Here is a 13243-nt window from a genome sequence, read left to right on the forward strand (position 1 = left end):
CGGTCAATACATTATGCTTAATTGTACCATTTTGCAAGTACGGCGGCCAAATCCTTGGACAGAATGTCCATCAGCGTAATCGCTTTGCCGTAATCCATGCGCATCGGCCCGAGCAGGCCGATCGTGCCGATCGTCGTGCCGTCCACGACATAGGTGGCCGTAATGAGGCTGCAGTTCTGCAGGGCTTCGTCCGCGTTTTCCTGGCCGATCCGGACCTGGATGCCTTCCTGCTTCGGGCTGAACGAACGTACCAAAGCCGGCGTCTCGTCCAGCCATTCCAGGATCGACTTCACCTTGTTCACGTCCCTGAACTCCGGCTGTGTCAGCATGTTCGAAGTGCCGCTCGTGAAGGCGCGATGCTCGGTCCGCTGCTCCAGCGCCTGCGCCAGCGTGTCGATGATCTCTTCGCAATGGCTGACGTAGCGGTTCAGTTCTTCACTCACTTCGGTGTACAGCTTCGTCTGCAGCCGGTGAAGCGGCACGCCGACGAGCTTCGCATTCAGAATCGCCACGACCTTCTCGAGTTCGTTTATGTCAAATCCGGGCGGAATGGAGATCGTCCGGTTTTCGACATGGCCGGTGTTCGTCACAATGATGGCGACGGCCGACTGGTCGTTCAGCGGCACGAGTTGGAAGGCCTTCAGCGAATTGCTGAACACCTCGGGGCCGAGCACGATGCTCGTATAGTTCGTCAGACTTGCCAGAATCATCGCGGCATGCTGGATGATCTGCTCCATCCGGGTCATCTTCCGGGCGAAAAACGAACGAACGCACCGCAAATCTTCCTCATCCACTTCGCCGATGCGGACGAGGTGATCGACATAGTAGCGGTAACCTTTCGCCGACGGAATTCGACCGGCGGATGTGTGCGGCTGCTCCAGAAAGCCGAGCTCCTCCAAATCGGCCATCTCATTCCGGATGGTTGCGGGACTGTAGCCGACGCCGCTTTTTTTCGAAATGCTGCGCGATCCGACCGGTTCGGCGGACCGAATGTAATCGTCAACGATGGCATTCAAAATCAGACGCTGTCTTTCGGTCAACATCTCCCGAACCCCTCCCGACCGGATGATGAGAACCTTTCGACCGCGTTAGCACTCGACGTCGGTGAGTGCTAACCAACAATACAAAAATACCAAACCGGCTCAACGATTGTCAAGTCAGTTCAGTACTTTGAGAACCGCGATTTCATCGCACGCATGCCGCTTCGGACAACTCACGCAATCGGTCCACACTTTCTCCGGGAAGATCTCTTTGTCGACCACTTCGAAGCCGTTCTTGCGAAAAAAATCAACCGCGTACGTGAGCGCCATCACCCTCGGAATGCCCCGCGAGCGTGCTTCCTCCACGAGCAGGTCCACAAGCTTCGTGCCGATGCCGCAGCCCTTGTATCCTTCCTTCATGCCGAGCGAACGGATCTCGACCAGTTCGGGCCCGAGCTGAAACAGCGAGCCGCAGCCGACGATGTCGCCGTCGATCTCCGCCACGACGAAGGAGTCGATTTGGCGGGCGAGCGCTTCCCGCGAACGCGGCAGCATGATCCCCTGAACCGCATAGCTTTCAATCAAGCGGTGCAGATCTTCCACATCGTCCGCCGTCGCCCGTCTGCACACCGCTTCTTTTACCGTCATCTCCGCGTTCCCCCTGAGTCCGGGCCGTGGCCGGCCCGAAAACGAATATGAATAAATATACAACAAGATGCAATTCATTGCAATCCTGGTTTTGCGGACGGGCGGATTCTCCGGGGGAGAAGGTTTGGTCTTGAGCAGCTGAGGGGCGGGGGATGAAAGAGAAAGTGCGGGATGGATGCCGGCGGATTGTGCGCTGGACGTCTCTCAGTTTCCCTCCAGCACGCCGACGAACGCGCCGAACACTTCGTTGCCGAGCGGGATGCCGCGCTCGGTGAGCCGCCATCCGGCGCCGTCGGGACGGCGCTCGATGAGGCCGGCCTCCCGCAGCGGACCGATGACGCCGCCGAACACGTCGTCCATCGATCGGCCGCCGAACTGAGCCGCGAAATCGGCGTCGCGGACGCCGTCCCGCATGCGGAGCCCGACCATCATGAAGTCCTCCATCGCTTCGTTCTCGGTTACCGGATCTTCGGACAGCCGGGGCAGCCGCTCGTTCGCGGCTTCGATGTACGGCGTCACGCCCTTGATGTTGACGTGGCGGACGCCGCGCGCATAGCCGTGGGCGCCGGCGCCGATGCCGTAATACGGCTCGTTGCGCCAATAGGTCATGTTATGCCGGCTCTCGCAACCCGGCAGCGCAAAGTTGCTGATCTCGTACTGCCGCCGGCCCGCCGCTTCCAGCCGCTCCATGATGAACAGATACATCTGAAGCTCCTCTTCCTCGGCGGGAAGGGGCAGTTCGTTGCGCTCGTAGAGCACATGGAACAGCGTGTTTTCCTCGATCTTGAGTCCGTACAGCGAGTAATGCGGCAGATCGAGCTCGACCGCCCGCCGCACGCTGTCCGCCAGCAGTTCCATCGTCTGGCCCGGCAGGCCGAACATCAGGTCGATCGAAAGATTGTTGAACCCGGCTTCCCGCGCCAGCTCTATGCTGCGGTAGACATCGTTCGTGTCGTGGATGCGGCCGATCCGCTGAAGCAGCGCGTCGTCGAACGCCTGCACCCCGAAGCTGATCCGGTTCACGCCGCCTTCCCGCATCGCGGCAAGCAGCTCCGGCCCCGTCGTTCCCGGGTTCGCTTCGACGCTGAACTCCGCATCCGGCGCAACGGGAAACCACCGACGCACGGCGCCCAGGAAACGCGCCATCTGCTCCGGCGTCAGCACCGTCGGCGTGCCGCCGCCGACGAACACGGTGTCGATGCGCTCCGGCGGCAAGGCAAGAACCGTGCGCTCCATCTCGCGCTCAAGCGCGTCCAGATATGCGTCGACCGGCTGTCCCGCAAGCACATACGTATTGAAATCGCAATAGTGGCACCTGTGCTTGCAGAACGGGATATGGATATAGAGCGCCCTCGGAGGATGCATCAGCATTGTCTTTCAACTCCTTCAGACGGGGAAAAGGATCCGCCGGGACGGGAACTTCCTCCCCGATGCGGACAGGCAGCCAGCGGAACTTGCGGCCGAACAGCCGACCCGCCTTGCGAACAGGCGAGCCGCCGGGATTCCCCCGGCGGCTGCGGCGGCCTTTATTTGTCGATGCGCAGCACCGCCATGAACGCTTCCTGCGGCACTTCCACGCTTCCGACCTGTTTCATTCGCTTTTTGCCTTCCTTCTGCTTCTCCAGCAGTTTCCGTTTCCGGGTGATGTCCCCGCCGTAACATTTCGCGAGGACGTTTTTCCGCATGGCCTTGACCGTCTCCCGGGCGATGACCCGCGAACCGATCGACGCCTGGATCGGCACTTCGAACATTTGCCGCGGAATGAGATCCTTCAGCTTCTCGCAGACGGCCTTCCCGCGCTGGTACGCGCGGTCGCGGTGCACGATGACCGACAGCGCGTCCACCACTTCGTTGTTGAGCAGAATGTCCATCTTGACCAGGTTCGACTTCTTGTATCCGGACAGTTCGTAGTCGAACGAAGCGTAGCCGCGCGTGCTCGACTTGAGCTGGTCGAAGAAGTCGTAGACGATCTCGGACAGCGGAAGCTCGTAAATCAGCGTCACGCGGGACGTGTCGAGGTATTCCATGTTGACGAACTCGCCGCGCCGGCTTTGGCACAGCTCCATGATCGCCCCGACGTAATCGTTCGGCACGATGATCGACGCCTTGACGTACGGCTCCTCGACGTAGTCGATTTTGCCCGATTCCGGATAGTTCGACGGGTTGTCGATCTCGAGCGTCTGGCCGTTCGTCAGCTTCACCCGGTAGACGACGCTCGGCGCCGTCGTGATGAGCGGAATGTTGAACTCCCGCTCGATCCGCTCCTGGATGATCTCCATGTGCAGCAGCCCGAGAAAACCGCAGCGGAAACCGAAGCCGAGCGCAGACGATGTCTCCGGTTCATAGCGCAGCGAAGCGTCGTTCAGCTCCAGCTTCTCGAGCGCCTCGCGCAGATCGTTGTAATCCTGCGTGTCAATCGGGTAGAGCCCGCAGAACACCATCGGGTTGATGCGCCGGTATCCCGGAAGCGGCTCCGCGGCCGGGCGCTTCGCGTCGGTGATCGTGTCGCCGACCCGCGTATCCTTGACGTTCTTGATGCCGGCCACGACGAATCCGACATCGCCGACGGACAGTTCGTCGACGATCGTCATCCGCGGCTTGAACGTGCCGACTTCGATCACTTCGAATTCGGCGCCCGTCGCCATGAAACGGATCCGCTTGCCGGCCCGGATGCTGCCGTCCACGACCCGGACATAGACGATGACGCCTTTGTACGAATCGTAGTGGGAGTCGAAAATGAGCGCCTTCAGCGGAGCGTCCGGATCGCCCTGCGGCGCCGGCACCTTCGTGACGATCTGTTCCAGAATCTCCTTGATGCCGATGCCCGCCTTCGCGGATGCGAGCACCGCTTCGCCGGCGTCGAGACCGATCACGTCCTCGATCTCCCGCTTGACCCGTTCCGGATCGGCGCTCGGCAGGTCGATCTTGTTGATGACCGGCAATATTTCAAGGTTGTTGTCGAGCGCGAGATACACATTCGCCAGCGTCTGCGCCTCGATCCCCTGCGCGGCGTCGACGACGAGCAGCGCGCCTTCGCAGGCGGCCAGGCTGCGCGACACTTCATACGTGAAGTCGACGTGGCCGGGCGTGTCGATCAGGTGAAGGATGTACTCCTGACCGTCGTCGGCTCGGTAGCTCAGGCGGACGGCCTGCAGCTTGATCGTGATGCCGCGTTCCCGTTCGAGGTCCATGTTGTCGAGAACCTGATCCTGCATTTCCCGCGACGAGAGCGCGCCGGTATATTCGAGAATGCGATCGGCCAGCGTCGATTTTCCGTGGTCGATATGGGCGATAATGCAGAAATTGCGGATGTTCCGCTGCTTCGATAGAGCGTCCGTCATGCAGTTCCTCCAACAAGAGCATGAATGCCGTTCGATCTCCTATTATATCAGCAGCGGGAGCCCGGCATCAATGCGCGATGTCGGCGGCGTCATTTCGTGACGGACTCGAACAGCGACACGATCAGGCGGATTCCGCCTTTCGCCACGGATTGCAGCAGGCCGGCCGTGCCGTCGGCAAGCCTGCTCACGGCTCCGCCGCCCTCCGCGGCGCCCTCGTAAGGATATCCGTAGCTGTCATGGCTTTCAGGCAGCGCGTCGTAAACGTCTCTTTCCGGATCGCTTTCCGTCCCGGATTCGCCGTATGCGCCGGACCACGGGTCGTACGGATCCGGCTGCTGCGCCGACGCCGCGCCGCGCTTCCCCGCCGGGTACGGGTCGCCGTATGCATGGCCGCTGCCGCTTCCCGTTCCGGTTCGCTGTGCCGCCTGCTGTTCAAGCGGACCGTACACGTCTTCCATGCCGTCCGATGACAGCTCGATGCCGTACAGGACGAAAAATGCGATCACTGCGCCAAGCAGCGTGTACTGCCAGGGCTTGCGCATCTCCGCCTCCCCCTTCCCCCGCAACTATTCCGCTCCGGCGTTCGTCTCCACCGCATTCCGGTACAATTCGGCGATCACCTCGGCCAGCGCGTCGGCTGTCCGGTAGCATTCCTCCAATGTATTTTCGATGCCGCCGATCTCGATGAGCAGACTGTTCGGCGACAGCGACTGGTTGTATTCCCCGTTGCCGCTCGAGGAGTCCTTGCCCCAAATGCCCCGCGAAATGCCGGGATACCGTTCTTCCAGCAGCCGGTGAATGTCCGCCGCGAACGCTTCGTTCTTGCGCCAGTCGGGATTGCCTTTGCCGATGATAAAGTACACCTGCGCATAGTCTTTGCCATCGATCGTCGCCGTCGTGTAGCCGCGCGGCTGCGAATCGCGATGGATATCGAACAGATACGTCAGACTGTCGTGCTCGGCCATCGCTTCGAGCACCGTCTCTTTAGAATATTTATAGGATAACTCCCAACGATAGTCCTCAATCGCCGTGACGTAGTCGACATCGGCGTGGATCGCGCCGATGCCGGCTTCCTCCAGCCGCTGCGCGAGCCGCTTGCCGACAAGCGTGATGTTGATCTCGTCCGACTCGGCGTTCTTCGCGCCTTCCCCGAGTTCCGGCAGCCAGGATTCGCGGTTGTGGGAGTGATAGATGAGGGCGACTTTCCGCTTCGTCTCCGTTGGCGCTGCGGGCTTCTCGGGCGATGCGGGCTGCTCGGGCGCCGCCTGCCCGCCGTTCGGCGCGGCACCGCCGCCGGCCGCTTCATCCGGATCCGTTCCGTCCGCCTGCTTGCCCGGCGGATCGGACGTCTCCGGCTTCTGAGCGTCATCGTGCTCATCGCCGTCCGGTGCCGGGAGCGGCGGATGATCTTCCGGGCCGGTGACATGCTCGCCGACGCTTCCCCGCCGAAGCAGCACGGCGCGGCTCGTTTCCAGTCCCGGCATTTCGCTGGCGAGCAGGCTGCGGGGTTGATGCGGATTGATGCCCGTGATGAAACGGATAAGGAACGACGCCGCCCGTCTGCCGTCGAAACCGGTTCGGGATTCGGAAGACTTGAACGACGGAAGTTCCATTCCGGCCATTTCCCCCAGCACACCGTTCGGAAGCGAAGCCGCCGCGCCGTTCATCGCCGGCCAGTCGGCTGCGGATGACGAATGAAAGGCCATGCCGGCCAGGCCGGCCGCAACGAATGCGACGAAAGTGCAGACAGACAGCAGAACGAACGTGCGCCACTGCACCAGCAATCTGCGCAGCGCTTCGGAAGTCCGCGGCGCATGCCATTGAACCGTAATCCGTTTCATTGAATGCTCCTCCCCATCGGCTGCAGCAAGTGCCGTATCTTGCTATCAGTCTATGAGAGAGTCGCGGATCATAGAACGGAAGAAAAGCGGAGAAAAATAGAATGGAAGAATGAAGGGGAAAAAGAAAACCGGCGCTGTCAGCGGGTGTAAGCGCCGGTGTTGTCCATGTTGACCGCTTCGTGCAGCGCGGCGTTCAAGCCGCTGGCGATGATGTTGGCGATATCTTCAATGAAGGAATCGACTTCCTTCGGCGTGACGAGCAGATCATGCCCCATCGGCTGGAGCACTTCCTTCACGAGCTGCAGCCGCTCCTCGCCCGAGATGGCATGAAGCATGCCGAGAATGGGCGCCGCGTTGTCCGTCTGTCTGCGAAAATGCTCCGCCATCAGTTCGATGCAGTTGTTCACGATGGTTGACGCATAGACGACGGTGGGGACGCCGATCGCAATGACCGGCACGCCGAGAATCTCGCGCGTGAGACCCTTGCGCTTGTTGCCGATGCCGGAGCCGGGATGGATGCCCGTATCGGCGATCTGGATCGTCGTGTTGACCCGTTCCACCGCCTTCGAAGCCAGCGCGTCGATGGCGATGATCAGGTCGGGTTTCGTCTGCGCGGCGATGCCGAACACGATATCGCTGGACTCGATGCCGGTAATGCCGAGCACGCCGGGCGCGACCGCGCTGACGGGACGGTAGCCCGGCGCCACCTGATCCGGCATCAGTTCGAACAGGTGGCGGGTGACCAGCGTATTCTCGACGACAAGCGGCCCGAGGGCGTCCGCGGTCACATTCCAGTTGCCGAGCCCGACGATCAGCGTCTTCGCGTTCCGGCTGACGCCGACCCGCTCGAGAAACGCCTCAAATTCGCGCGCGAACACTTCGGCGACGCGGTCCTGCAGTTCCGTATCCCGGTTTCTCAGTCCCGGCACCTCGAGGGTGACGTAACGTCCGACCATTTTGCCGATGGCCTTCGCTCCCTCTTCGTTGTCGACGCTCATCCGCGTGATCGTGATGCCGTCTTCGGTGACCGTCTCCGTCGTGATGCCGGTCAGGCGGCCGTCCTTGCCCGACTGGGCCATTTCTTTCGCTTCCAGCGCCAGGTCGGTGCGGATGTCGTATTGGCGCAATTCGATGTCGTGCATGGCAGCGCATTCCTCCAATGTTCGGATCAGCCTTATTGTTCAGCGGCGGACGGTGTTTTATGCAGGCGCAAATCAAGGGATCATGTCCGGGCGTCTTGCGCATTCGGCGATGCGTTCCCGCTCTTGCAATTTCAAGGACTGCATGATAGAATATTTCAAGTTGACTCAAGATGAGGAATGGCTTGTTGTCCGGGAGGTGAACCGAGTGCCGAACATTAAATCCGCCATCAAGCGCGTGAAGACGAGCGAGAAGCGCCGTGCCCTGAACGCGTCCCAGAAATCCGCGCTTCGCACGGCCGTCAAGGCAGCCGACACGGCAATCGCAGCCGCTGACCTCGAAGCTGCAAAGGCCGCTGTCGCCCTTGCTTCGAAGAAGCTGGACAAGGCCGTCACGAAGGGCCTGATCCACAAGAACAAAGCTGCACGCAAAAAATCCCGCCTGGCCCAAAAGCTGAACGCGCTGCAAGCGCAGCAGGCTTGAAGCCGCGACAAATGAACGCCCGCCCGATCCGTCCGGATCAGGCGGGCTTTGTCATGTTGTTTAAGGGACCGGCGGTCGCGCTGTCTTATGCGCGCGCGGGCTGTTTCCGCCATGCGCCGGACTGCAGCAAATACAGTTCCAGGCCGAGCTCCTTGTCGATCTGCCCGGTTTTCATGCGGTAATCGAGCTCGGCGATCTCGCGGAGCCGCTCGGCCAGCCGCTCCTCCGGCCAGGAGCGCGCCTTCTCCGCCGCCAGCCGGACGGCGTACGGATGCAGGCCGAGCTGACCGGCAATCTGCTGGTTCGGCCAGGAGCGTGCCGACAGCTCCTTGACCTGCAGCATGATCCGGAACTGGCGCGCAATCAGCGCCGCGATCCGGATCGGCTCTTCCTTCCGTTCGAGCAATTGCCGGTACAGCGAAACGGCTCGTCCGGTATCGCCTTCCGCCAGCGCGTCGACGAGCGCGAAGACGTCATCCTCCAGCACGGGCGCGGTAAGCGACTCGACATGCTCCCGCAGGATGGTCCCCCCCGTTCCGGCATACAGGCACAGCTTGTCCGTCTCGGCGGCCAGCGTCTGCAGATTGGCGCCCGCCCGGCGGATCAGCGCTTCCGCGGTCGCCTCATCGATCGCGCGCCCCTGGGACGCGGCACGCCGCACGACCCACCGGACCAGATCCCGGCCATCGAGCTCGGCGAATTCGATGACCGCATCCATCTCCTTCAGCAGCTTGACCGCTTTGCGCCGCTCATCCATCTTGTCGCTGTGCACGACGAACAGCAGGACGCTCGTCTCGCTCGGCTTGCGCAAGTAGGCGATCAGCCGGTCGACATCATGCTGCAGCCGCCCGTCTTTGCCGCCGGCGGCGAGCACGGTCTCATCGCGCACGACAACCAGCTTGCGGCTGACGAAGAACGGCATCGCGTCCGCCTCCTCAACCGCGGCTTCCACCGGCGTCTCCGACGTGTCAAATTTGAAAAGGCCGAGCTCCCGCCCGTCTTCGCCGAGCAGCTTGTCCGCCGTGAACGCGACGAACTCCTGCATCCGGTAACGATCCCGCCCGAACACCGCGTAGACCGGCCGGAACCGGCCCTCATTCATCTCTTTCGCCGCTGCGCTAGGATTCATGTAGCCTCCGTTTCCATTCTTCCGCCGTGACGAAGGGATGAAACCTTGCGGCTTCATCCCTCCGCCCTTGATCTATGTCAACACCAGCGGGAAGATCCATGGCTCTCCCCGCGGATGGTCGGACCGATTGAAACTCTCTCGGTCCGCCTCAACTTATCTTACGCAGGCGGCGGAAGAATTGTGCATCGACTTCACATGATTCGTTATTCCTTCGTCTCCGTGCCGTCGGCGGGATTGATCCGATAGATCTCGCCTGCGCCGTCCTCGCGCCGGATTTCGTACCGGAAGAACGCTCCGTCCTCCGACCAGCCCATCGCGGCAATCGAACCCTGCCGCTCTTCGCTCTCAAACCGCGTGTTCCCGTCCCGGTCATAGATGATGACGCGGGATTCGGAAAACACGGCAATGTAGGAGCCGTCGGGAGACACCGACTCTACCGGACCGAACGCCGGCTCTTCCGTGAAGCCGGCAACGCCCATCTGAACGTCATCTTCCGGTGATTCTATACCGCCGTTGACACCCTGAAGCACCGCCGGCGGCGCCATGCGGACGTCTCCCTCGCCGGAGCCGGCATCCGCGTCCGTTGCGCTGTCGCCGGAACGGCCGGCCGAACCGGGCGAAGATTCCATTGCCTGTCCGGACTGATCCCGGACTTCGGTGAGATGAAAGGACTCCTTCATCGACACATCGGATCCATCCTGCGCATCGGTCGAATCGGCAGCGGCATCCATCATGAGCATGGGTTCGGACGATCCGGACGAGGCCGATTCCTTTGCGGCGCGGTCGCCGGAGAAGCTGTCCGAGAGCCTGTCGGGATCGTAGGTTGCGAAGAAAATGCCCGCCACGACCCCGGCTGCGACAACGCCGCTCAGAATGCGCAGGGAGAACCGGTTGTTCCGGCGGCGCGGCGCCGTCCTCGCCGGGCTTCCGGCCGAACCTGCGAGCTCTGCCGCTCCGGCGTCCGCGCTTGCCGCGGCTTTGACCCGGTCGATCTCGTCGAGCTTCGGCAAGATGGCGTCCACGAGGCTGATCGGCGGCGTCACTTTCGGCAAGCTCTCCAGTTCGGCCGACAGCCGCTTCAGGCGCTCGAACATGGCCGCACATTCCGCGCACTGCCGGATGTGCTCGCGCGCTTTCGCGGACTCGAATTCGGTGAGATCGCCGTCGAGCTCGCGCTGCATATATTCCATCACCTCTTGACAGTTCATCCCCGGACACCGCCTTTCTGATAATCTCGGAGCAGGACCTGCAGCTGTTGTCTTGCCCGGAACAGGTACGATTTCACCGTGTTGAGCGGCAGATCCAACGAATCGGCGATCTCGTTGTAAGAGAAGTCCTGCAAATACCTCAGCACGACGACCGCGCGGTGATGTTCGGGCAGGCGGTCGATCGCTTCGCGGATATCCTTCGCCGCATAGGCCGCCATGACCTCGCCTTCGACCGAATCCCTGCCTTCAAACACCATCTCGTGTTCTTCGATGGAAACGGTCGGCTTGTTCCGGCGGAACTTGTCGATGCAGATATTCGTCACAATGCGCTGCACCCAGGTTTTGAATTGCGCTTTCTCTTCATAGGAGCCGATTTTCGTATAAATGCGGATCAAGGCCTCCTGCGCAGCGTCCATCGCATCCTGTTCGTTGCCGACAAGATAATAGGCAGTTCGGTAAACGTGCGTCTCGATTTCGCGCAAAAGCGTGATGAGAGCTTCGCGGTCGCCCTCACGGGCGGCACGGATCAGCGACGGCTCTACCACGAGGATCCCCCTCTCTTGCACCCTCTCAAACGAAACGATCCGCAAAAATGTTGCAGACCGCGCGCGAAAAAGGGTGGAATTTCGTTCGGCTTCATTCCTCTCCCCGGCCCGTTCCGCGGCCGGGCTCCTTCCGTCCACCCCCAAGCATAGCAGAAATCCGGTAGACCGTATACCGGAGCAAGCTGCTAACTGTGATTTTCCAGCTGCCCGCCGGCGGCTGTTCGGACCGAAAGCGCGCCGCCCGCGATCCGGTATTGCGTCTCGCCGTTCAGATCCGTCCGGCGGACCTGCGCGCCGACGGCCGCAATCCGGCCGAGCGTGTCGGGATGCGGGTGGCCGTACACATTGTTCCGGCCGGCGGAGATGACCGCCTCCCGCGGACGCCAGTAATCCAGCCATTCGGCGGCAGTCGAATGGCGGCTGCCGTGGTGCGCGATCTTCATGACATCGATGCCTGCGTCCGTTTCCTGCTGCCTTGCGACGATCGCCCGCTCTTCGGCGGCGCCGATATCGCCCGGAAGCAGAAACGCAAATCCTTCGAGCACAAGCTGCAGGACGACGCTTCGCCCGTTCTGGTCCCGCATCACCGGCATGCGGCCGTTTGATGTGAGCGGCTCGGCGGACGGCCAGAGCACCGTCAGTTCGGTGCCGTCGTCCAGCTTGTAAGGTGCAAGCCCGCTGTGCGCGGCGATCAGTCTGAGGCCCCGCGCATCCGCCAGCCTGAGCAGCGCTTCCCCGTCCTCCTTGCCGGACAGCGTGCCGTTCCAGAGCAGCGCCTTCGCCGGGATCGCGTCGAGCACGGCGGCGAGTCCGCCGATATGGTCGGCGTCGAGATGGGAAGCGACGACCAGGTCCAACCGGCGGACGCCGCGCTTCATGAGCAGCGGCACGACCACGTCTTTGCCGACGTCGTACGGGTCGAGGCGCCGCCGCCACTCATCGCCCGGCTTCTCGAACCGCAGCGTGCCGCCGCCGTCCACGAGCATATGGCGGCCGGAGGGCGTGCGGATCAGCACCGCGTCGCCCTGTCCGACGTCGAGGAACGAGACGGTTGCCGACCGGTCGAAGCGGTCGGGCTGATACGCATACGCGAGCAGCAGCACGGCCGCGGCGGCCGGCAGGATGATTCGGGCCCGCATCCGCTGCCGTCCGGCCGGTTCGAAGTACGGTTCGGCGTGCGGCAGGCCGGGTGCGGGACGCAGGTCGAGCGTCTCCGTCTCCTGTTCGCCGTCCGGCGTGTTCTCCCGCTCGCCGGACCTGTCGGGCAGCCGGGATGCGATCAGCAGCAATGCGCCATACCAGGCCAGTATCCACCAGATCGGCGGCGAAGGCCAGATCGTCGCCAGTTCCAGCCGTTCGGCAAGCTTCTCCACGAGCCTGAACGTGGCGTCGTTCGCCGCCTCCGCCGCCCGGGCGAGCAGCCTGCCCGCGTCCGGCCAGAGGAACGAAAGGATCAGCGCAACCGTGCCGAGCGGCAAGACGACGAAACTGATGAACGGCACGAGGACGGCGTTCGCGGGAAGCGACAGCAGATGGAATCGGTTGAAATAAAATACGGTGAGCGGAAACGACACGGCCTGCGCAACGACGGTGACGACCAGCAGGTCGGCGACCGCCCGTCCGCGCTTGAGCGGCGGCAGCGCGCGCCTGACCGGCGGCACGAGCGCGATCAGGCCGGCCGTCACGGCGAACGAGAGCTGGAACGCGATGTCGGAGAGATAATACGGATCGTACAGCAGCATGGCCAGCGCGGCGGCGGCCAGCAGGTTCATGCCGTCCTTCAGCCGGTTCATCCGCGCCGCGGCAAGGCCGAGCATCGCCATCAGCCCGGCCCGCACGACGGACGGCGACGCGCCGGTCAGCAGCACATAGAACGGAACGGCGGCCGCCGTCAATTCCAGCGTCGTCTCCCGCGGCAGCCTGAACAG

The 13243-nt window shown here is 62.4% G+C and carries 12 protein-coding genes; 1 reads left to right on the forward strand and 11 read right to left on the reverse strand.

Annotation, left to right across the window (positions count from 1 at the left end; translation table 11 throughout):
• Nucleotides 1-17: 17 nt before the first annotated feature.
• The 7 genes from hrcA to gpr all read right to left on the reverse strand — a co-directional run bounded on the left by hrcA (nucleotide 18) and on the right by gpr (nucleotide 7952).
• On the reverse strand, nucleotides 18-1043 hold the full coding sequence (hrcA, locus tag KJQ12_RS19000) for a heat-inducible transcriptional repressor HrcA (RefSeq protein ID WP_213486995.1): 1026 nt from the start codon (nucleotides 1041-1043) through the stop codon (nucleotides 18-20).
• A gap of 114 nt (nucleotides 1044-1157) precedes the next feature.
• Complete coding sequence (locus tag KJQ12_RS19005; RefSeq protein WP_015255258.1) at nucleotides 1158-1628, reverse strand: N-acetyltransferase; 471 nt, start codon at nucleotides 1626-1628, stop codon at nucleotides 1158-1160.
• Between the two features lie 204 nt (nucleotides 1629-1832).
• Nucleotides 1833-2999, reverse strand: a complete 1167-nt coding sequence (hemW, locus tag KJQ12_RS19010) for a radical SAM family heme chaperone HemW (RefSeq protein WP_213486997.1) — start codon at nucleotides 2997-2999, stop codon at nucleotides 1833-1835.
• 155 nt (nucleotides 3000-3154) lie between these two features.
• Nucleotides 3155-4969 carry a translation elongation factor 4 gene (gene lepA / locus KJQ12_RS19015; protein WP_213487003.1) on the reverse strand — a complete coding sequence of 605 codons (1815 nt, stop codon included), beginning with the start codon at nucleotides 4967-4969 and terminating at the stop codon, nucleotides 3155-3157.
• 89 nt (nucleotides 4970-5058) lie between these two features.
• Entirely contained in the window at nucleotides 5059-5511 is a 453-nt protein-coding gene (locus KJQ12_RS19020) for a hypothetical protein (protein WP_213487004.1), read from the reverse strand.
• Between the two features lie 24 nt (nucleotides 5512-5535).
• Nucleotides 5536-6810: a stage II sporulation protein P gene (gene spoIIP, locus KJQ12_RS19025; RefSeq protein ID WP_213487005.1), complete on the reverse strand. Its 1275-nt coding sequence runs from the start codon at nucleotides 6808-6810 to the stop codon at nucleotides 5536-5538.
• Between the two features lie 137 nt (nucleotides 6811-6947).
• Entirely contained in the window at nucleotides 6948-7952 is a 1005-nt protein-coding gene (gpr, locus tag KJQ12_RS19030) for a GPR endopeptidase (RefSeq protein ID WP_213487006.1), read from the reverse strand.
• Nucleotides 7953-8157: 205 nt separating this feature from the next.
• Between gpr and rpsT the strand changes: the two genes are divergently transcribed.
• Nucleotides 8158-8433: a 30S ribosomal protein S20 gene (gene rpsT, locus KJQ12_RS19035; RefSeq protein ID WP_041854409.1), complete on the forward strand. Its 276-nt coding sequence runs from the start codon at nucleotides 8158-8160 to the stop codon at nucleotides 8431-8433.
• A gap of 85 nt (nucleotides 8434-8518) precedes the next feature.
• Here rpsT and holA read toward each other — a convergent pair whose 3' ends face one another.
• The 4 genes from holA to KJQ12_RS19055 all read right to left on the reverse strand — a co-directional run.
• Complete coding sequence (gene holA, locus KJQ12_RS19040; protein WP_213487008.1) at nucleotides 8519-9562, reverse strand: DNA polymerase III subunit delta; 1044 nt, start codon at nucleotides 9560-9562, stop codon at nucleotides 8519-8521.
• 203 nt (nucleotides 9563-9765) lie between these two features.
• Complete coding sequence (locus tag KJQ12_RS19045) at nucleotides 9766-10770, reverse strand: zf-HC2 domain-containing protein (protein WP_213487010.1); 1005 nt, start codon at nucleotides 10768-10770, stop codon at nucleotides 9766-9768.
• Entirely contained in the window at nucleotides 10767-11315 is a 549-nt protein-coding gene (locus KJQ12_RS19050) for an RNA polymerase sigma factor (RefSeq protein ID WP_015255268.1), read from the reverse strand. Before KJQ12_RS19050 ends, KJQ12_RS19045 begins: the two co-directional genes overlap by 4 nt.
• A 185-nt stretch (nucleotides 11316-11500) precedes the next feature.
• A partial coding sequence (locus KJQ12_RS19055; RefSeq protein WP_213487012.1) for a ComEC/Rec2 family competence protein occupies nucleotides 11501-13243 on the reverse strand: 1743 nt, incomplete at its 5' end.

It is taken from the genome of Thermobacillus xylanilyticus, assembly GCF_907165215.1.
Lineage (GTDB): Bacteria > Bacillota > Bacilli > Paenibacillales > Paenibacillaceae > Thermobacillus > Thermobacillus xylanilyticus.